General features: G+C 50.5%; 15 protein-coding genes and 1 riboswitch. Of the genes, 7 read left to right on the forward strand and 8 right to left on the reverse strand.

Annotated elements, in window-relative coordinates:
* Positions 1-648 precede the first annotated feature (648 nt).
* Positions 649-1014 (forward strand): response regulator, encoded by a 366-nt coding sequence (locus tag GS601_RS09325; RefSeq protein ID WP_162423010.1) that lies wholly within the window; start codon positions 649-651, stop codon positions 1012-1014.
* Entirely contained in the window at positions 1011-2534 is a 1524-nt protein-coding gene (gene malQ / locus GS601_RS09330; protein WP_162423011.1) for a 4-alpha-glucanotransferase, read from the forward strand. Before GS601_RS09325 ends, malQ begins: the two co-directional genes overlap by 4 nt.
* Before the next feature lie 94 nt (positions 2535-2628).
* Here the strand turns inward: malQ and argZ are convergent, their stop codons facing one another.
* Both argZ and GS601_RS09340 read right to left on the reverse strand, forming a co-directional pair.
* Positions 2629-4737, reverse strand: a complete 2109-nt coding sequence (argZ, locus tag GS601_RS09335) for a bifunctional arginine dihydrolase/ornithine cyclodeaminase (RefSeq protein ID WP_162423012.1) — start codon at positions 4735-4737, stop codon at positions 2629-2631.
* Between the two features lie 358 nt (positions 4738-5095).
* The gene (locus GS601_RS09340; RefSeq protein WP_238393175.1) at positions 5096-6220 is read right to left on the reverse strand and encodes a murein hydrolase activator EnvC family protein; all 1125 of its coding nucleotides are present in this window, start codon (positions 6218-6220) and stop codon (positions 5096-5098) included.
* 471 nt (positions 6221-6691) lie between these two features.
* Between GS601_RS09340 and GS601_RS09345 the strand changes: the two genes are divergently transcribed.
* The gene (locus tag GS601_RS09345; protein ID WP_162423014.1) at positions 6692-11848 is read left to right on the forward strand and encodes an ATP-binding protein; all 5157 of its coding nucleotides are present in this window, start codon (positions 6692-6694) and stop codon (positions 11846-11848) included.
* An 85-nt stretch (positions 11849-11933) separates the two neighbouring features.
* Here GS601_RS09345 and GS601_RS09350 read toward each other — a convergent pair whose 3' ends face one another.
* Entirely contained in the window at positions 11934-12353 is a 420-nt protein-coding gene (locus tag GS601_RS09350; protein ID WP_238393176.1) for a hypothetical protein, read from the reverse strand.
* Between the two features lie 214 nt (positions 12354-12567).
* On the opposite strand from GS601_RS09350, the gene folD reads away from it, so the two are divergent.
* The 3 genes from folD (at position 12568) to GS601_RS09365 (ending at position 15108) form a co-directional block, all read left to right on the forward strand.
* Positions 12568-13437: a bifunctional methylenetetrahydrofolate dehydrogenase/methenyltetrahydrofolate cyclohydrolase FolD gene (gene folD / locus GS601_RS09355; protein ID WP_162423016.1), complete on the forward strand. Its 870-nt coding sequence runs from the start codon at positions 12568-12570 to the stop codon at positions 13435-13437.
* A gap of 167 nt (positions 13438-13604) precedes the next feature.
* Positions 13605-14528 carry a geranylgeranyl diphosphate synthase CrtE gene (gene crtE, locus GS601_RS09360; RefSeq protein ID WP_162423017.1) on the forward strand — a complete coding sequence of 308 codons (924 nt, stop codon included), beginning with the start codon at positions 13605-13607 and terminating at the stop codon, positions 14526-14528.
* Between the two features lie 91 nt (positions 14529-14619).
* Positions 14620-15108: a divergent PAP2 family protein gene (locus GS601_RS09365; protein ID WP_162423018.1), complete on the forward strand. Its 489-nt coding sequence runs from the start codon at positions 14620-14622 to the stop codon at positions 15106-15108.
* Between the two features lie 48 nt (positions 15109-15156).
* Here the strand turns inward: GS601_RS09365 and GS601_RS09370 are convergent, their stop codons facing one another.
* From GS601_RS09370 to GS601_RS09380, 3 genes are read right to left on the reverse strand one after another with little or no spacing between them, the layout of a single operon-like run.
* On the reverse strand, positions 15157-15870 hold the full coding sequence (locus tag GS601_RS09370; protein WP_162423019.1) for a hypothetical protein: 714 nt from the start codon (positions 15868-15870) through the stop codon (positions 15157-15159).
* Between the two features lie 21 nt (positions 15871-15891).
* Positions 15892-16218 carry an MgPME-cyclase complex family protein gene (locus tag GS601_RS09375; protein ID WP_162423020.1) on the reverse strand — a complete coding sequence of 109 codons (327 nt, stop codon included), beginning with the start codon at positions 16216-16218 and terminating at the stop codon, positions 15892-15894.
* 1 nt (position 16219) lies between these two features.
* Positions 16220-16942 (reverse strand): pyridoxine 5'-phosphate synthase, encoded by a 723-nt coding sequence (locus GS601_RS09380; RefSeq protein ID WP_162423021.1) that lies wholly within the window; start codon positions 16940-16942, stop codon positions 16220-16222.
* A gap of 332 nt (positions 16943-17274) precedes the next feature.
* On the opposite strand from GS601_RS09380, the gene GS601_RS09385 reads away from it, so the two are divergent.
* Positions 17275-18909 (forward strand): iron uptake porin, encoded by a 1635-nt coding sequence (locus GS601_RS09385; RefSeq protein WP_162423155.1) that lies wholly within the window; start codon positions 17275-17277, stop codon positions 18907-18909.
* Positions 18910-19006: 97 nt separating this feature from the next.
* On the opposite strand, the gene GS601_RS09390 is transcribed toward GS601_RS09385, so the two are convergent.
* Both GS601_RS09390 and GS601_RS09395 read right to left on the reverse strand, forming a co-directional pair.
* Positions 19007-19867 carry a universal stress protein gene (locus GS601_RS09390; protein WP_162423022.1) on the reverse strand — a complete coding sequence of 287 codons (861 nt, stop codon included), beginning with the start codon at positions 19865-19867 and terminating at the stop codon, positions 19007-19009.
* Between the two features lie 87 nt (positions 19868-19954).
* A riboswitch (Fluoride riboswitch) is annotated at positions 19955-20041 on the reverse strand.
* Positions 20042-20109: 68 nt separating this feature from the next.
* The gene (locus GS601_RS09395) at positions 20110-20439 is read right to left on the reverse strand and encodes a DUF190 domain-containing protein (RefSeq protein ID WP_238393178.1); all 330 of its coding nucleotides are present in this window, start codon (positions 20437-20439) and stop codon (positions 20110-20112) included.
* Positions 20440-20511 lie beyond the last annotated feature (72 nt).

Genomic DNA, 20511 nt, shown 5'->3' on the forward strand with positions numbered 1-20511 from the left:
GTTCATCCTGAGCCAGGATCAAACTCTCCATTGTATGGATATTGTTCTTTAAGCTCTATCTCATTTGTTTCCCTAACCGCAAACTTCCCATTCCCTCCGCTCTAAAGCTCGGACAATGCTTAGTTCCTCAAGTTGGAAACTCCCTAATCATTTGCTTTGACCAAAATTAAGTGCTATTCTGGCTTCTAAACTATATCGTTGTCTTGGTTCGGCACCGGCTCAGAACCCCCGCTTTCGCTTGGCTCCCTCACCCGCTTGACTAATATAGCCCTTGCTTTTCTATCCTGTCAAGCACGTTGGGTAAAATCTTTTCTGAGGGTGCCAACAGGGGTAAGCAGAATCCTCGAAAGTCTTTGTGGGACGGGCATAAAAGGCTTTCTAGGTCTGCTGTAGTGATAAGCAGGACGATATTATAGCTAGAAAAAATATTTGCGATCGCAGATTGGGGCGTTGAGAAACTTGCGCTTTTTATTGTAAGTCGTTGACCGATTTTTGGTTTTGGGCATCTATCCTCCCGAATAATCCTTCTCATGCCAGAGACGTTGGATTGATAGAAGCAGTTCAATAGAGAATGAGAGTTAGCTTTGCTGAGCAGCCTTCCTTAGATAAAGTAGCGCTTTATATTATTGACAATTTGATTTTTTGGACATGACTCGTATTTTGGTTGTAGACGATGTAGCTGATAACTCCTTTTTACTTCAAGCCCTTTTGGAGTTTGAAGGTTATCAAGTAGATACGGCTGATAATGGTCAAGCAGCATTAGCTAAGATAGAGTCTGCACCTCCAGATTTAGTGTTGCTTGATGTGATGATGCCGGAAATGGATGGGTATGAAGTTGCTTGCCGGATTCGCCAAAACCACCAACTTGATTCCGTCCCAATCTTGTTTGTCACAGGGTATGATGCTGTTGCAACTGAGGTTAAAGCTCCTGTTCAGGTTGCTGGAATCATTCGCAAGCCTGTAGAGATAGACAATTTAATGGTGCAAGTGCAAACTGCGTTGGATTTGGAATGAGCAATATTGAAACGGCAGTGCCCAAGACAACGTTTAAGCGAAGTAGCGGAGTGTTACTACACCCAACTAGCCTGCCTAGCCAGTTTGGGATTGGGGATATGGGCAGATCGGCTTATCAGTTTATTGATTTCTTGGCTCAGAGTGGTCAAGCTTGGTGGCAAGTTTTGCCATTAGCACCGACTGGATACGAGCATTCTCCTTACACGATGAATTTCAGCGCTTTTGCAGGAAATCCTTTGCTGATTAGCTTGGAGCAGTTAGAAAAGGAGGGCTTGCTTGAGAACGACGAACTGAAGACGTTGCCTGATAGCGATCGCATTAATTTTGAGCGTGTTGTTCCTCATAAGACCCAATTACTGGAACTCGCCTATTCTCGCTTCGTGCCTGACGAATCGTTTGAGCAGTTTTGCCACGAACAAGCCTACTGGCTCAAAGATTTTGCGTTGTTTATGGCGCTTTTAGAAGCGCATGGCGGCGCGACTTGGACGACTTGGGAACCTGCGATCGCGCGGCGAGAAGCTGATGCGATCGCGAAACACGAAGAAAAGTTGCACTCTAAAATTCAGTTTCATCAGTTCTCACAGTTCAAGTTTTTTCAGCAGTGGTCTGCGCTGCGAGACTATGCCCACCAGAAAAACATCAGCATTATTGGGGATGTTTCTATTTATGTGTGCCACAATAGCTCTGATGTTTGGGCAAATCCTCAGCTATTTAAGCTTGACCCAGAAACATTAGAGCCTGCCTTTATTGCTGGAGTCCCACCAGATTATTTTAGTGAGACGGGTCAATTGTGGGGAAACCCAGTGTATGACTGGGCGCGATCGCAAGCTACAAACTTTGAGTGGTGGATCAAACGGTTTCGAGCAACACTGCAATATGTCGATGTGGTTCGAGTCGATCATTTCCGGGGCTTTGAAGCGTACTGGCAAGTTCCGGCTGGGGAGCCTACAGCCATGAATGGAGAGTGGATAAAAGCACCCGGAGTGGAATTTTTTGAAACCTTAAAAACTCAACTTGGAACGCTGCCGATTATGGCGGAGGACTTAGGCATTATTACTCCAGAAGTGGAAGAATTGCGCGATCGCTTCGAGTTTCCGGGAATGCGAATTTTGATGTTTGCCTTTGATGGCGATCCAAACAATATTCACCTCCCAACGCATTACGTGCCTAACTCGATTGTTTACCCCGGAACTCACGATAACGACACCGCGATCGGATGGTGGACAACGGCAAGCGATCAGGAAAAGCAGAACGTTTTGCAATATTTGGGATGTGATGCAACAGAGGAAATTTTAGATATTCATTGGCAAATGATTCGCCTTGCGATGGAATCGAGGGCGAGTTTAGCGATCGTACCGTTGCAAGATATTTTAGGGCTTGATCACCGTGCCAGAATGAATGACCCAAGCCAAAACGCAGGAAATTGGCGTTGGCGGTATCTCAGTTCTGACTTGCTGACACCAGAACTATCCAGGCAGCTTTTGGAAATGACCGAGGCTACCCATCGGATCGTAGCCTAGCCTATTCATTTTGAGAGAATGCACAGCGCGATCGCAGTTTACTCCATCTGCGATCGCGCTTTTAGTTTGACTTTTCCAAGCAGAAAAAATTCAATCAAACACTCTGAGCAACCTGATAAGCGTGAGTTAATTTATCTAACTGCTGAACGAGCAAACTCAAGAACAAGCCCACATCGGTCACGACGCCAACAGATTCGACTGAGCCGCGATCGCTGAGCTTCGTCACAACCGCAGGATTAATATCGACGCACACCATTTTCACCCCCGCAGGGGTCATATTGCCAACACCAATCGAGTGCAACATAGAAGACAACATCAAAATCATGTCAGCCCCAGCAATCAGACGCGCATACTCTTCTTGCGCCTGAATCAGATCCATCTGCGTATCGGGCAACGGTCCATCATCTCGAATTGATCCCGCTAACGAAAACGGAATATGGTGACGAACGCATTCATACAAAATACCTTTTTTGAGAACACCTGCTTCAACGGTTTTGGCAATACTGCCGTACCTACGAACCATATTGATCACCTTTAAGTGATGGCGATGACCCCCGCGAACCGAAACCCCTCGCTTCATATCTACACCAAGCGATGTGCCCATCAGCGATTGCTCCATGTCATGAACTGCGATCGCATTCCCCCCCAGCAACGCCTGCACATAACCTTCGCGCACAAGATGAGCAAGGTGTTCACCGCCCCCTGTATGAATCACAACCGGACCTGCACTGACCACAACTCGTCCACCTTGATCACGAATTTGCCGCAGTTCCCATGCAATTTGTTCAACCACAAGCTCCACTCGCCGTTCGCTCGATACCCCTGCGCCCATGAAGCTAAATTCTTGAGTATTGCGCTGTTCACGAGATTCAGTTTTGCGAACCGTCCGAATTCCTTCGACGCCGACTACGACACGATCGCTGGTTTTTAAATCCCTCAACAGCTTACATTCGGCAGTTTCAGAATCGGCAGACAGCGCGATCGCAGCATCCATGCGCTGCTTGTCTACAGTCACCCACTCATTATTCATCCGAATTTGGGTCGGGTAAATTGTAGTCACATAAAAATCATCTGGCGCTACGCCATCTTGAACCACCGTTTCTAAATGGCAGTCGCACACCTCTTGTGGGGGTGGCAATGCACCCAAGTCAATCAACTGAGACATGATCGTTTCCATCACATCGTGGGATGGAGCCGTCACTTTAACCTCTGCCGAAGAGGTGCTTTGCCGTTGCACACCCAGATTAAAATTGAGGACTTGAAAACTTCCCCCCGCTTCAACCACAATATCTAGGGCACGGTTGATCAGACCCGAATCGAGCAAATGCCCATCCAGGCGAATCATACGGCTTTCGATGGCGGCGCTGCCATGAAGCTCTACCCGCACAGGCTCTGTCACTCTAAGCGTGAGGCATTTTGCTGCACCACCCGCTTTTAGAAATTCTGTTAAAGGGGTCTCAATCACTCGAAACCCGGCATCAGAAATGCGTTTTTTGAGGTCATCACTTGCTTTGTTCATGATGACAATATCATCAATGTTGACCGAATTGCAGGCGAAATTTGCTGCATCGGCTTCTGCAACAACGAGGCGTTTTTCAGGCGGAATTCGCAGTTCAATCAAGCGATTGGAATAGGCATCAAAAGCGGGTGGATAATAGAGCAAATACCCGTCTTGTAGCGGACAGAAGCATGTATCTAAGTGATAAAATCGCTCGTCCATCAACCGCAGTGACAATACCTCTACATCCAGCCATTTCGCCAAATAGGGATGAGAATCTAGTTCAGAGCGAAATCCATACCCTGCCCACAGGCAGCGACCCTCGCGATCGAACAAGGCATCTCCCGCCCCTTCAAACGGCAACTCTGAGGGCAATTCATGCACTGTGAAGCCGTTCTCTTCAAACCACTGCTTAAAGAAAGGTTCTTCCCCCTGCCGTTCTTTATGAAAAAAGCGACTGAGAACAGCAATATCGCCCAAAACCAGCCCGGCATTGGCCGTAAAAACCATATCTGGAACCCCGATCTGAGGCGTCACCAAATCTACGATCGCATGGTCTTTAATCACATTGTGCAGTTTTCGCCACTGGTCAACGGCGCGATCGCGCGATGATTTATGAATGTTGCCTTCCATCCAAGGATTAATGACATAATCCACGTCGTAATGGTCAGGTGAGCACATGAGGAAGCGAAGGGATGAAGTCATAGAAATCTTGGGGAGTTGTGGAATGAACGCGACATAGCATTATAAGACGCTACAAGCAGCATTCTTGCAGTGAGCGACACTATATGTCAGGAGAACATTAGACTTCTGTATAAATGATTAGCGAGAAGGATTTGGCTCAACCCCGATCGGGAAACCTAGCACTATTTGTTCTAGCATCTAAACCCCTCACCCTGGTCGATTGTCAACGTTAAGTAGAGGGGTAGATGGGCTGGATTACTGCGCGACCCATCCACCCATCGACTCTCTAACCCATCCACTTTTAGTCCCTCATTTCGATTTTGATAGACTACTAGCCTACTTTAGCCATTTTCAAGGCGCATTGACTAAAGATAAGGGACTAAAGATAAGGGGCTGGATCAACGGGTTCACCGTCTTTTCTGACCTCAAAGTGGAGATGAGGTCCGGTTGAAAGCCCAGTAGAGCCAATGGCTGCGATCGCTTGTCCGCGCTCAACAGTTTGCCCATCTGCAACATAAAGTTCGCTAGAGTGTGCGTACAAAGTCGTGATGCCACTGCCATGATCCACGATCACCGCATTGCCATAGCCACCATACCATCCTGCAAAAATCACGGTGCCGCGATCGGCAGATCGAATCGTCCCCCCATAGTCGGCAGCAAAATCGATGCCAGAATGAAATTTTTGATACCCCAAAATTGGATGCATTCGCCAACCGAAGGAACTGCTAACAGGCGCAGCACTCGGAAGAACAAACTGCCCCGTTCCAGAGATAACAATGACTTCACCATTTCTAGCGCGTTCTGCGGCGAGGCGTCTTTGATTTTCTGCCACCCGACGTTGAATCAAAGCTCCAATGCTCTGGGAATCCTTTGCTAGTTGTGCTTCTGCGGCTTCGAGGGCACGGCGATCGTTTTTCAGACGATTGACAATGTGGGTTTGATAGGTTGCCTGTTGCTCATAGTCTGATTTTTGAGCATGAAGCTCTTGCCTCAGCAAATCAATATCATTCTTGGCTTGCTCAACCTGGTTGCGCCGACCTTCCAAGCGATCGGCATCTACTTTTAATTGGCTTAAAATATTACGATCTTTTTGATACAACCGTTTCAATTGGTAACGGCGATCCAAAAAATCATTTAAACTCTGACTTTCTAATAGCACTGCCCAGCCATGCGCGCCTTGCTGCTGTTGCAAAAACCGCAAGCGTGAAACCGTAGCAGATTGGCGCTTTCGGTAGGTTTTCTCTGCTTCATTTAGCGATCGCTCTAGTGATTTTAAAACTTGGGTGGTGTGCTTAAGTTTTGCTTCACTCGCTTGAATTTGGCTGCTCGTTGCTTGAATGGTTTTACGAATGCTTTTGAGATCACCTTGGGCTTTGGTTTCGAGTTTCTGCACGCGATCGCGCTCTTTTTGCACAGCCGATCGCTGCTGATCTAACGAGTGTTTTTTTTGTTTTAGCGTATCAATTGTTTCTTGTGATCCTGCGGGAAGTGCGGGTGCAATCATCAAGATTCCGAGGCAGCAAATAAGGCTCCAAATCAGACGTTTGAACTGTTTTGATGAGTGATTCAGCATTTACACGTATCCCAATCACAGTCACAAATCAAACATCATTATGACCGCAATTTTTGGTTAGGCACGATCTTTTGCAGCCGCCCTTGCGATCGCAAAACGTGGGCAGGGAAAATCTACCTAAAATGCTGGATTGAAATCCTATCAGCACAGGGTTCTTCAACGGATAACCCACACCGGAAACAGCATCTTTCTTAAGATAGATAGCTATTTGGGTAAGACTATTTGAAATTTATAAAGATAAAGGACTTTATACTTCATAAAGTTCTTGACAGCATGTTCAATCATCAAACCGTTAGATAATAAACCGATAGGCAATCCCATAGATAATTCGCCAGATGAAACCCTGCATAGCCGTGGTAAGACCCTGCAAGCAAAATATTTTTTACGAAGAGAAACGAAAGCATGAGTGTAGAGCAACAAGAGGCAATTTCTGAAAGGCTTTTTGCAGGCGGCGGCGAGATGGGCGCGCTGATGCAAGCTCAGGATTGGTCGCAAACCCGGCTTGGTGCTGTTGAGCACTGGTCGCAGAGTTTGAGAACAGCAGTGCGAATTATGCTGACCTCTCAACAAGCCATGTTTGTTTGGTGGGGCGAAGACCTAATCAATCTTTACAACGATGCCTATCGAGCCATTCTCGGTGGCAAACATCCAAAAGCGCTCGGTCAGCCTGCGGCTGAGGTATGGCGAGAGATTTGGGATCAGGTTGGTCCTCGTGCAGAATCGGCACTGCGTCAGAACGAAGGCACCTACGACGAATCGTTGCTGCTGATTATGGAGCGCAACGGCTACCCAGAGGAAACCTACTATACGTTCTCGTACAGCCCTATCCCAGATGATGATGGCAGCACAGGCGGCATCTTCTGTGCCAACACCGACGATACTCAACGCATTATTGGAGAGCGTCAGCTAGCGCTGTTAACAGAACTGGCAACCAAGACAGCCGATGCACGCACCTTTGATGAAGCTTGCACCCTGAGCGCAACCTGTCTGGCAACCAATCCTTACGATCTGCCGTTTGCCATGATTTATCTGGTTGACCCAGATCAGCAAATCATTTCTCTGGCAGGAACCTCTGGCATTACGCAGGACGCTGCGGCAGTTCCTGAAACCGTTGCTTTTAATCAGCCTTCAGCTTGGCGGTTTGGGGAGGTGCTTAGCACCCATCAACCCTGTTTGATCTCTGATTTAGAGGCGCAATTTAGCCATCTGCCAACCGGGGCTTGGCATCAATCGCCGCATCAAGCGATCGCAGTGCCGATTGCGCCATCTGGGGAGACGGGGAAAGCAGGCATCCTTGTGGCGGGTCTAAACCCATTTCGGCTATTCGATCATAGCTATCAACAGTTTATCGATCTGGTTGCGGCTCAAACCGCAGCGAGTGTCGCCAATGCCCAGGCGTATGAAGAAGAACGCAAACGAACCAAGGCACTCGCAGAACTCGATCGCGCCAAAACTGCATTTTTTAGCAATATCAGCCACGAATTTCGTACCCCCCTAACGTTGATGCTAGATCCCCTAGCTGAGACGTTGAGCCGACTAGATGGGCAACTTCCGCCATCCGAGCGGGAGCAGTTGCAGATGGTGCAGCGCAATGGGCAACGGTTGCTAAAGCTCGTCAACACCTTGCTCGACTTTTCCCGCATCGAAGCAGGGCGCATTCAGGCAACGTATCAGCCCACCGATTTAGCAACGTATACGATCGAACTTGCCAGCGTCTTTCGTTCGGCGATCGAACGGGCAAATCTGCGCCTCGTGGTCGATTGCTCACCGCTTTCGTCACCCGCCTGGGTCGATCGCGAGATGTGGGAAAAAATTGTGCTGAATCTCCTCTCCAATGCGTTTAAATTTACGATCGCAGGAGAGATTGCAGTAATTTTGCGAGAAGGCAATAACCAGATTGAGTTAGAGGTACGAGACACGGGCACGGGCATTCCCGCCGCAGAGCTACCCCGCATTTTTGAGCGGTTTCATCGAGTGCGAGGAGCCAAGGGACGCACCTACGAAGGCTCTGGCATTGGGCTATCGCTGGTTCGAGAATTGGTGCTGCTGCATGGAGGAACGATCGAGGTCAGGAGCGTTGTAGATCAGGGATCGCGTTTCATCGTCTCCATTCCGGCAGGATCTGCCCACTTGTCCCCAGAGCGGCTCGACGCCACCCGTGCCCTTGTCCCGGTGGCAACAGGGACTGTTCCTTATGTAGAAGAAGCCTTACGCTGGCTGCCAGAGGAGGATTTTGGAGCGCCGATTTTAGATTTTAGAGTAGAGCCTACGAGGGCAATCACCGATCCGGCTCACCTGAGGCGACAGCCTGATCCCTCCCAACCTGAGAGCCGACCTCCAACATCAAAAATTCTTTTGGTCGATGACAACACCGATATGCGCGATTATGTGAGGCGGTTGTTGGTGGATCAAGGACATACAGTAGAAACGGCAGCCAATGGCAGGGCTGCGATCGCACTTCTCAAACACCTGCCCGACCCCCACCACCTGCCGGATCTGATTCTCACTGACGTGATGATGCCTCACCTCGATGGCTTTGGGCTATTGCGGGCGTTGCGGGCAGATGCAGCCACCAGAGATCTGCCGATTATCTTGCTGTCTGCCCGGGCAGGAGAAGAAGCCCGGATTGAGGGGTTGTCAGCCGGAGCCGACGACTACTTGACCAAGCCATTTTCTGCCCGTGAACTGCTAGCACGAGTAGAAGCCAACCTGAAACTGGCGCAAGTGCGGCGCGCCGCCATGCAGCAAGAGCAAGCCCTGCGCCTAGAAGCCGAAACCGCACAGCAGACGGTCGAAATGATTTTGTCGAGCATCAGCGACAGTTTTGTCGTGCTCGATCGCGACTGGAATTTTACCTACGTCAACGATCGCTACTGCAAAACTGTTGAGATGGAGCGAGACGCGCTGCTGGGGCATAGCGTTTGGGAACTCTTTCCCGATGCCGCCAACACCGACGTTCATATTCAACTTCAGCGATCGCTAGACGAGCAAACCCCCGTGCAGTTTGAGTGGTTTTTCCACGCTTGGAATCGCTGGTTTGAGTACCGGGTTTACCCATCACCTAGTGGATTAACCATTTTTCTGTGTGAAATTACCGATCGTGTGCAGGTCGAGCACGAACGCCGCCAAACAGAGTCAGCCTTGCATGAAAGCGAGGAACGCCTACGCTTGACGCTAGCAGCCGCCAACCAGGGCTGGTATGACCTGAATGTGCAAACGGGCGATACGATCGTCAGCCCCGAATACGCCCAAATGCTGGGCTACGACCCCGCCACCTTTCAAGAAACAAACGCCAAGTGGCAAGAACGGTTACATCCCGACGATAGGGAAAGAGTCAGCCAGACTTACAACGATTACATCGCTGGCATCCATAGCGAATACCGCGTGGAATTTCGGCAGCGCACCCAATCTGGTGATTGGAAATGGATTTTGTCTCTGGGCAACTTCGTAGCGTGGGACGCCGCCGGGCAACCGCTCCGGATGCTGGGAACCCATACCGAGATCACAGAGCGGAAACAGGCAGAAGAAGCCATCCGCCAGAGCGAGTCGCGCCTCCGTTTGATGATCGAAAGCGCAAAAGATTACGCGATCTTTACCCTTGATCTTAACGGCACGATCGCGAGTTGGAATTCTGGGGCAGAACGGCTGTTGGGCTATTTAGAAATCGAAGCGATCGGCTGTTCTGGTCAAATGATCTTCACGCCCGAAGATAACGAACAACGACGCCCTGAGTATGAAATGCAAACTGCCCTTACTCAAGGACGGGCAGAAAACGAACGCTGGCATGTCCGCAAAGATGGGAGCCGCTTTTGGGCAAGTGGGTTGATGATGCCCCTGCTCGATGACGCGGATCAGCCACAAGGATTTGTAAAAATCTTGCAAGACAAAACCACGCAGCGCCAAGCGGGTGAACGCCTGCGTTTGCTCTACGAAACCACCAGCGATTTACTCTCGACAGACCAGCCCCTAGCGCTGATGCATACTCTCTTTAGCAAACTCTCTGGTCAACTAGAGTTGGATTATTACTACAACTTTATGCTGGAAGAGAAAGACGGTCAGCAACGGCTGCATCTGAAAAACCATGAGGGCATCTCCGAGGAAACAGCACAGGCGCTAGAGTGGATTGGCTTGGGTGAGTATCTCTGTGGGTTAGTGGCACAAGAGCGACGGCAACTGATCTTTGATCAAGCCCAGCTTGCCAGCCATCCCAACGCTCAAGGCATTTGTGCCCTGGGCGTCACGGCTTATGCGGGTCAACCGCTCATCGCTCAAGGGCGGCTCCTGGGAACGCTCTCCTTTGCCAGCCGCACCCGGACGCACTTTACGCCTGAAGAAGTTGAGGTGTTGCAATCTACCTGCGATCAGGTCGCGATCGCGCTAGAGCGAAGCAATCTGATTACCTCCATTCAGCAGCAAGCCGAACAGTTGCGCCACGCAAATCGCATCAAAGACGAATTTTTAGCCGTGTTATCCCATGAACTGCGATCGCCTCTCAATCCCATTCTCGGATGGACAAAGATGCTGCAATCGGGCAAGCTAGATGCAGCCAAAACGACACAGGCGTTAGCCACCATTGAACGGAACGCCAAATTGCAAGCTGAACTGATTGAAGACCTGCTAGATGTCTCTCGAATTTTGCAGGGCAAACTCCGCCTCACCATTCGCCCAGTCGATTTAAGATTGACAGTTGAATCAGCGATCGAAACCGTCAGTTTGGCAGCAGAAGCCAAAGCGATTGAGATTCAAACCCTATTAGAGGCTGAGGTCGGAGACGTTTCAGGAGATCCTAGCCGCTTGCAGCAGATCGTCTGGAATCTCGTTTCCAATGCGGTGAAATTTACGCCGTCTGGGGGGCGAGTTGAGGTGCGCTTAAGCCGGGTTGACCATCAGGCTCAAATCACGGTGATAGACACTGGCAAAGGCATCAGCCCAGAGTTTTTGCCCCATGTCTTCGACTATTTCCGCCAAGCCGACAGTGCCACCACCCGCAAGTTTGGTGGGCTGGGATTGGGGCTAGCGATCGTGCGTCATCTCGTCGAGCTTCATGGCGGCACGGTGGGGGTAGACAGCCAGGGTGAGGGGCAAGGTGCTACGTTTACCGTCAGGCTGCCCCTGTTAGCCACGGGCGATCGACAGGGCAACCGGGCGCAACAATCCTTGTCATCTGCTGCTGCCGAGGAACCCCTCGCGGGGATGCGGGTGCTGGTTGTAGATGACGAAATTGATATGCGAGACGTGATTGCCTTTTCCCTAGAGCAAGCAGGTGCAGAGGTGATTGCCGTTGCCACCGCCGCCGAGGCACTGGTGGTCTTAGCTCAGGAGCGCCCCAATATCTTGTTGAGCGATATTGGAATGCCAGACATGGATGGGTATATGCTGCTGCGCCAAGTCAGAGCTTTACCACTAGCACAAGGTGGACAAACACCCGCGATCGCGCTGACTGCCTACGCAGGCGAGGTTGACCAGCAACAAGCCCTCCACGCTGGATTTCAGCAGCATTTGGCAAAACCTGTGGAGCCAGATGTGTTGGTAAGAGCGATCGCGCAAGCCCTGGCTTAGCCCCTATCGCTTTGGCTATCTCTGCTGCCAAATGGTGGACGCTAGCCTGTACACCCCGCTTGAGCCATCCTGCTATCTCATGCCATCACGAACTTGCTTCCACTTTGCGCTGCTCTAAATAGACCGCACTTCGATCCTGTCCCCCAACTTCAATCTTCTGCAAGCGCACCGTTCCCTGAACCACGATCGGGGTGCCCTGAGTCGGAATTTGATCCGTTGTCACAATCCAGATGCTGCCGGTTTCATCTTTCAACTCATACGCTCGGACGCCGCCCATCAACGGAGCCTGCGCCCCAACTTTTCCGCGCACATGCACCGAAAAATGATTTTTGTTTTTCTGAATATCACGAACTTTTGTAATGCTGCCAAAATCAAGCACCGATAAAACCCGTTCTCCCGTAGAAACTGTTCCAGGAGCCGTAGAACCCGTACAACTGACCAAACTCACAAAGAAAAGAAAGCCAAAACTTTGACCCAGAATCGCAGAAAGGAGACGCATCATCACTGAGGGGGGTAGGAGGATTGAACACGAGCTTCTGTCGTCTTTTTGCCATCAGGTCGCCCGAATCTGCGAAACTAAAAAGAGTTTGTCAAATTCAAGGGCAAACCGCATCAAAACTGTTGCACACTCATTGTAAGAAAAGTCTTTCGAGTGTCAATTGTGTCTCAGCGATTTTTGCGAGTGGGTCGTTTATTGTGCCGTCGTAGTCTTACTATTTATGTCTTCTATCGCTCAATTACTGGATGGAAAAGCCCTAGCTCAGCGCATGCAGGCAGAGCTAGCAGAGCAAGTGAAAGCCTTGCAGAAACAGCATGGGCGCGCTCCGGGCTTAGCCGTTTTGATGGTGGGAGACAACCCAGCAAGTGCTGCCTATGTTCGTAATAAGGAACGAGCCTGCCAAACCGTAGGCATTGTATCTTTTGGCACTCATTTCCCAGCGGAGACGACCCAAGCCGAACTGGAGCAGACGATCTGGAATCTCAATCACGACGATCGCGTTGATGGCATTCTCGTTCAGCTACCGTTGCCCGACCACCTCGATAGCGTCGCCCTGCTCAATCAGATTCACCCAGATAAAGATGCCGATGGCTTGCATCCTACCAATCTAGGGCGGCTTGTGCGAGGAGAACCCGGTTTACGAAGCTGCACCCCGGCAGGAGTCATGCGACTTTTAGCAGAATATAAGATTGATGTCAGCGGCAGGCAAGCCGTGGTGGTGGGTCGCAGCATTTTGGTGGGGAAACCGATCGCCATGCTGCTGCTAGAAGCCGATGCTACCGTCACGATCGCGCACTCGCGATCGCCCGATCTCTCTGCCCTCACCTGCCGCGCCGACATCTTAATCGCCGCCGTGGGTCGCCAAAACCTGATCACTGCTGAAATGGTCAAACCCGGATCGGTGGTAGTAGATGTGGGCATCAACCGGGTCACCGATGGGACGGGCAAAAGTCGCCTGGTTGGAGATGTTGATTTCAGCGCAGTGCAGCCCATCGCTGCGTACCTCACTCCGGTACCGGGCGGAGTTGGTGCGATGACTGTGACCATGCTGTTGCACAATACTGTATGGAGTTATTCTCAAAAATTTTAAGGATGTTGGCTTCCGGGGCAAGGCTTTGCCAAGAGAGATTCTTTGAAAGCGCGATCGCAACGAGAAACAACCGTTGACGCTGAGCCATGATTCATGCAACAACGCTCTGACTCAACCCTCATCCTTCATCCCCTATCCCTTTTTAAAGATATCGGAGGCGACTGCATATGATGGCGACTGGCGAGACCCAAACAAACCCAACAAAACCGTTTGATTTGAAGGCATATTTAGCAGCGCGGCAGCAGCTTGTAGAAGCGGCGCTCGATCGCAGTCTCCCGGTGACCTATCCTGAACGCATCTATGAGTCAATGCGCTATTCCCTTTTGGCTGGCGGAAAGCGCCTCCGCCCCATTCTCTGTCTCGCCACGTGTGAACTGGCAGGGGGCACGGTCGAGATGGCAATGCCCACCGCGTGCGCCCTTGAAATGATTCACACCATGTCTCTGATTCATGATGACTTGCCCGCCATGGACAACGACGACTATCGGCGCGGCAAATTGACCAACCACAAGGTCTTTAACGAAGCCGTGGCAATCTTGGCAGGAGATGGCTTGCTGGCGTACGCCTTTGAGCATATTGCCGAAGAAACTCAAAATGTACCTGCTGAGCGCTTAATGAAAGTTATTGCGCGCCTGGGTCGGGCCGTCGGGGCGGCGGGTTTGGTGGGCGGTCAAGTCGTTGATCTTGACTGTGAAGGGGCAAAAGACGTTACGATAGAAACCCTGAATTTCATTCACACTCACAAAACGGCAGCGCTATTGGAAACTTCTGTGGTCAGTGGTGCGATCGTAGCTGGTGCTTCTGAGGAAGATGTGCAACGATTATCCCGGTATTCTCAGGCGATCGGGCTTGCCTTCCAAATTGTGGATGATGTGTTAGACATCACAGCATCCTCGGAAGAGCTAGGGAAAACGGCTGGCAAAGATGCCTGCGCTGAAAAAGCAACCTATCCCAAGCTTTGGGGCATGGAAGAGTCGTGTAAACAAGCGAAACTGCTTGTAGAACAAGCGAAATCGGAAGTGTCTCTCTATGGCGAAGCCGCGCTACCCCTGATGGCGATCGCAGACTTTATCACCGCCCGTACCCACTAAAGGACGGATGAGCGATCAAGCTACTCGCGCTGGTTTCAATGGCTGCTCCCCGTTATCTGCTGTTCTCTGTTCATCTCCCCTCCTCTCTCTTATGCAGGACTTTGGCGACATTTTAAACAATCAGGTGCTGGTGGTAGCCCTTGTTGCGTGCCTCTTGACCCAAGCCGCGAAGTTGGTGATCGAACTGATTCGCCACCGCAAGATCAATTTTCGGGTGTTGGTCGAAACCGGGGGAATGCCTAGCTCCCATTCTGCGCTGGTGACAGCGTTGGCAGCAGGGGTTGGGCTAACCGATGGTTGGGCGAGCACAGAGTTTGCGATCGCAACGATTCTGGCGTTTATCGTCATGTACGATGCGGCTGGGGTGCGGCAAGCCGCAGGCAAGCAGGCTCGCATTTTGAACCAAATTATTGACGAATTTTTCCAGGGTGAACATCAATTTACCGAAGATCGCCTCAAAGAGCTATTAGGACACACGCCATTTCAGGTGATCGTGGGTTCGATTTTAGGAGTGGCGATTTCGGTTGTGGGTCAATGGTGGTTTAGTGGTCGCTGGGTGACGATGGGCGGCTTGTCCTAACCTTTATCTGGCGATATTCCAGGCGATGCGATCGCAGTATGCCTGCCCTCACTGCCCCCCAATTCTCGGTAAATTAACCGGCGACTTTAGCAGCACTACTTGGCGACTGTCTACCATGGTTGCGGTAAACCCGCGATCGCTCAGCGATCGCAACACCGAGTCGGCAATTCTTCGGTCTGTGGTGTGCGCTGCCAGCAAAAACGGGCGCTGCCCATAGGACGCCAGCCCAATCTGGCGATTTAAAATTTGGCTCACCTGTGCCGCGATTTCCGGGCGGTTGTTGTACTGTACAATCACCGCGTAGCCGCTGCCCAGCAGTTGGGGGTTATAGCTTGCATTGGTTGCAGTGGTTGGATAGCCCTCCGGAAGGGTTCCCCCCGGCTGCTGAGCGGTAATTCCTCCATTCGGCGGACGGGTAACAAACGCCGACAACCCCACCGTTCCACTGAAATAATTTGCCCAAGAAGTCGCCGATTCGGAGCTTTGGAAGCCCCCTACCCGCGTCACCGTATCTTGAAAGTAGGTACAAAGGGTGGCATCTGCATTGGTGGGCAGAGTGCTGCGAACCCTTGCCTGAGCATCGGGAGTTTGGCTCACCACAAGTAACAAATACTCGCCCGATCGCGGCGGCTGACAGGCAGCATATTGAGCAAGCCCACTTCGAGCGGTGATCAACACTCCAGCAATCGCAGGAAGAACACTCAGCGATAGAGGAGACAGGGCAAGTCGCTTTATGGTATTCCGGCAGGTAATCTGGCTCATAGCAGTTTTAAGAAGGACAAGTTAGGAAACAGCTTCTAGAGACGCCAGAGGCTGCGGAATTGTCTCCGAAGCCTGGAATTCTCCAACGATGACATATTCTAGCCGCAGCTTGAGCCAAGTGATAAATGTTTTATTGGTAGAGATGATAGCGGCTGAGGGTTTAGGGCATTCGGCATTGATCTGTGCCATTTCTGGTGCGGCTAAGAAGGCGGGTTGCTTGACGAGCCAAAAATCAATGTCTTTGTTTTGCTCTCCATAATGCCGCGATCGCTCTTTCAGAACTTCATCGGTCGGTTCGTCTTCGAGCATAAATTTCTGGCTGGCTAACACGTAATAGTAAGTGGTCATTTTATCGCTCTCCTCGAATGGCATGTTTCATTTCTCGTACGGCGCGCTCTACCCCAACCAGGACGGCACGGCTGATGATCGTGTGTCCAATATTCAATTCTTCCATGCCAGGGAGATCTGCGACAGGGGAAACGTTCCAGTAGGTAAGCCCGTGTCCAGCGTTGACTTGTAGCCCGGCTTGCAGTGCGCGATCGCAGCCTTCTGCCAAAATGTTCAATTCGTTCTGGCGATCGGCTTCACAGGTGGCTTCGGCATACTGCCCGGTGTGCAACTCAATAAACCTTGCGCCGCTTGCGGCAGAGGCGGCGATCTGCGCTGGGTCAGCATCAATAAACAGGCTAACCGGAATGTTGGCATCTTGCAGTTGATGGACAATTGCTGTCATGCGATCGCGCTGTCCTACAACATCTAACCCGCCCTCGGTAGTAATCTCAGCGCGGTTTTCAGGAACAAGCGTGACATAATCGGGCTGGATATCGAGGGCGATCGCCACCATTTCATCGGTCGCTGCCATCTCTAAATTGAGGTGGGTACGCACGGTTTGCCGCAAAAGCCGCACATCCCGATCTTGAATATGTCGCCGATCTTCGCGCAAATGCACGGTAATGCCATCGGCTCCTGCAAGTTCGGCAAGCACGGCAGCAGCAACAGGGTCAGGTTCGACGGCTCGACGGGCTTGGCGGATAGTGGCGATGTGGTCAATATTGACACCAAGAGTAGGCAAGGCTAGAGTTCTCCGACGCTTCAGATTCTGATTGTATCGTTTCTGCGTTTCAAAGCTCCTGGTGCACACTGGGAAACCTCGCTGATTTTTGACGGGTGTTTGGCCCTTACTTTGGATGAAAGCAGTGTTATGACAGCACTTCTGAGAAATGAGATCTGAGTGGAATAGTGTTTGTAAATACATAAAAGACGGCTTGCGATCGCAGAACTGCCTGTAGTTTTACAATTTTTATTGACAGTACTTCTCAACCAATGTGATATTCTCTAATTGGTTTTATTGAAAACAAAATCAATAAAATTCAGCAAGCTAATTGGTGTGAGTATCAAGTAATGATGATCCAGTTTCTTCGTCCCCTCTCGTATTTATCGTTATCATCCGTAGTTTTTAGTGCGATTTTGCTTGCACCGAACGCAACTTTTGCCACTGAGCCGCCACGGCTGGAGTTGTCGCCTTCCGCGTCAGACTCTGATGTGAGCCAAGCTACCTCTGTTTCTCAGCAATCAGAATCAGAAAGTGAGGTAAGCCAAGTCACCTCTGTTTCCCAGCTATCAGATGTGCGCCCAACAGACTGGGCATTTCAGGCGTTGCAGTCGCTAGTTGAGCGCTATGGTTGCATTGCAGGATACCCTGACCGCACCTATCGGGGAAACCGGGCACTGACTCGGTATGAGTTTGCGGCGGGTCTCAATGCCTGCCTCGATCGCGTGAATGAACTCATTGCAGCATCAACGGCTGACTTGGTTAAAAAAGAAGATCTTGCAACCCTGCAAAAGCTACAAGAAGAGTTTGCATCAGAGTTAGCGACCTTGCGCGGTCGAGTTGATGCGCTAGAAGCAAGAACAACAACCTTAGAAAGACAGCAATTCTCAACAACAACAAGACTGCGAGGAGAGACCATCTTCTCTGTTGCGAATGTATTTGGGGATGAAAGAGCCGGAGGCGGCGACCTACAAGATAACGCCACCTTGTCCTATCGTGTTCGGCTAAACTTTGAATCCAGCTTCACCGGGAAAGATCTGCTACGCATCCGGTTGCAGGGTCGAAATGTTCCATCCTTGAGTGGAGCCGTGACTGGCACCAGCATGACGCGCCTCTCCTACGACGGAAACGAAGGTGGGCAAGTTGGGATCGATGATCTATTTTACCGCTTTCCCTTGGGCGACAACACACGAGTATGGCTGATTGCCAATGGCTACGGTTCAGAAAATATTGCCAACCCGCTCAATCCATTTCTTCAAAGTGGCGGTTCTGGGGCGTTGTCTCGGTTTGGTCGATATAGCCCACTCTATCGAACGGTGGAAGGACCTGGCGTTGCCGTTGAGCAAAAGTTGGGAGATGCCTTAACCTTGTCTCTCGCCTATCGTGCCCGCAATGCCAGTGATCCGGCTGAGAAAGCTGGATTGTTTGATGGCAATCATAGTGCCTTAGCACAATTGTTATTTTCACCGAGCCAAAACTTGAGCCTGGGTTTAACGTACACTCGTGCCTACTATACAGGAACGGCGGTCAACGCAACCGGGGGAACAGGGAGCGCCTTTGCCCAACGACCTTTTGGCACAGTTGCCACCCTAACCAACTCCTATGGTGCGATCGCAAGCTTTCGGGTGAGTCCCCAGTTTAATATTTCGGGTTGGGCAGGCTTGACCAATGCAGAGGCAAAAGCAGGGGCAAATCAGGGCGCGAATGCAGATATTTTCAACTGGTCAGTTGCGCTGGCGTTTCCCGATTTAGGCAAGAAAGGCAATTTAGGCGGGATTATCGTCGGAATGCCGCCTAAAGCCACGAGCAATGATATTGCGGCTCGTGAGGATAGCGACACATCATTGCATATAGAAGCCCTTTACCGATATCAATTGAATAACAAAGTGTCGATTACCCCAGGCGTGATTGTTATTCTCAATCCTGAACATAACAGAGCAAACGATACCCAGTTTGTTGGCGTTGTTCGGACAACATTTGCCTTCTAGCCCAAGCATCGAATAAGCGAGGGTAATATTTAGTTCTCTTCACGCCATTTCCTCTCCAGGTTCTAATCGAACTTTGGAGAGGCTTTTTGTGGGTGAATCACGCGCACCCGTCAGTTCGTCGAGCCTCAACTACAACAACAGGAATTGAACTCGATTCTAAAACTGCCTGAGACACCGAACCAACCAGCACATTCTGCCAAGGCTGGTATCCCCGCTTGCCCATCACAATTTCTGTAACCTGATAGGCGTGAGCCGCCTGGAGAATTTGCTCTGGCACCGTCCCACTCGCTGTTATAAACTGATGACGAATATCAGACAGAAGGCGGTGCGATCGCGCTTGAAGCTGCTCGATCGAGTCTATTTGGTCAGTGTTCGCAACATGTAGAACAATTACTTCTGCATCACTGCGGCGAGCCAGTTCAGCCACCTTTGTTAGCACATGAGTTGCCAGCAAAGAAGTATCGATCGCCGCCAACAAAACAACACGGCTCGTGACAGACACCTTGGTAGGATCGATCTCTCCGCGCTGCAATAAACGAGGCGCAAACGCTGGAATTGCCCACGCTCCCAGAGGGGCAGTAACCAAAATTGACAGTGCTGCCACTGCCAAAATCGATCCTGTTGAGAAGTCAAACCCAAAAATCCAAATTGCGGTTAGTGCGATCGCAACTGCTTCTAACGACGCTGGCAGAAACCCAAGCCGTAGAGCAACTGTTCCTTGTTGTGCCAGCTTTTCGCGATCAAGACCTAACCCTGCCTTCATCAAAATGATCATGACCGCCGCTATCCGCAAATCGCCTGCCGCGTTCAGCACGGTTGGGCTAAGTGTGTTGCTCATGTGGGAGCCTAACCCGATGCCGACCAAAATCATGCCCACTAAGGCAGGAACCTTCAAACGGCGAACCAATTGACCAACAAAAAAGCCGAGTAACAAAATCCAAATAATGCTTTCTAACATCACGCCGCAGATCAACGAGTTACGTGGGGTAGCGTGACCTGCTGACAGAGAAGAATTTAGACAAGCTCCCCTCTCCCGCAGCAGGTCGGAAAAGGAGGAGCCATCAGCCTTTGAGATAGGATGATTTTCTTGTCTCAAACGGTGGTTATGGCAAGCCCCATTGCCTCAAATCCACTAAAATTATGCCACAGATTGGCATAATAACAGGGCATTGAATACTCAGACAGTTAGAAAATTGCTATCTAGTTCAAAACATTCGATTTAAGCACCGTCATTGGCTGAAGCGTGATCAAGCCTGAATGAACCATTGCTCGGATAGCAGGAATAAACTCAGTTAGTACATCTTCGCGATCGATGATTGTAATCACAATAGGTACATCAATTGAGAGTGCCAGAATATTTGCTGTGCGAATTTTTCCCTTTTCACCAAATCCTGCCATTCCTCGTGTTACCGTTGCGCCTGCAAGCCCATGTTCACGAGCCAGAGTTACGATCGCACTATAAAGCGGCTGATGCTTCCACTGGTCTGTTTCCCCAATATAGATGGTTAACTGTTGCCACCGACTCATCATCGCCTCCGATCATTTCCTCAAGTTAAGTAAAGCTCGTTACTAAACCGATTGATATGCAACGTTGAGCTTAAT

This window comes from Myxacorys almedinensis A, assembly GCF_010091945.1.
GTDB lineage: Bacteria > Cyanobacteriota > Cyanobacteriia > Leptolyngbyales > Leptolyngbyaceae > Myxacorys > Myxacorys almedinensis.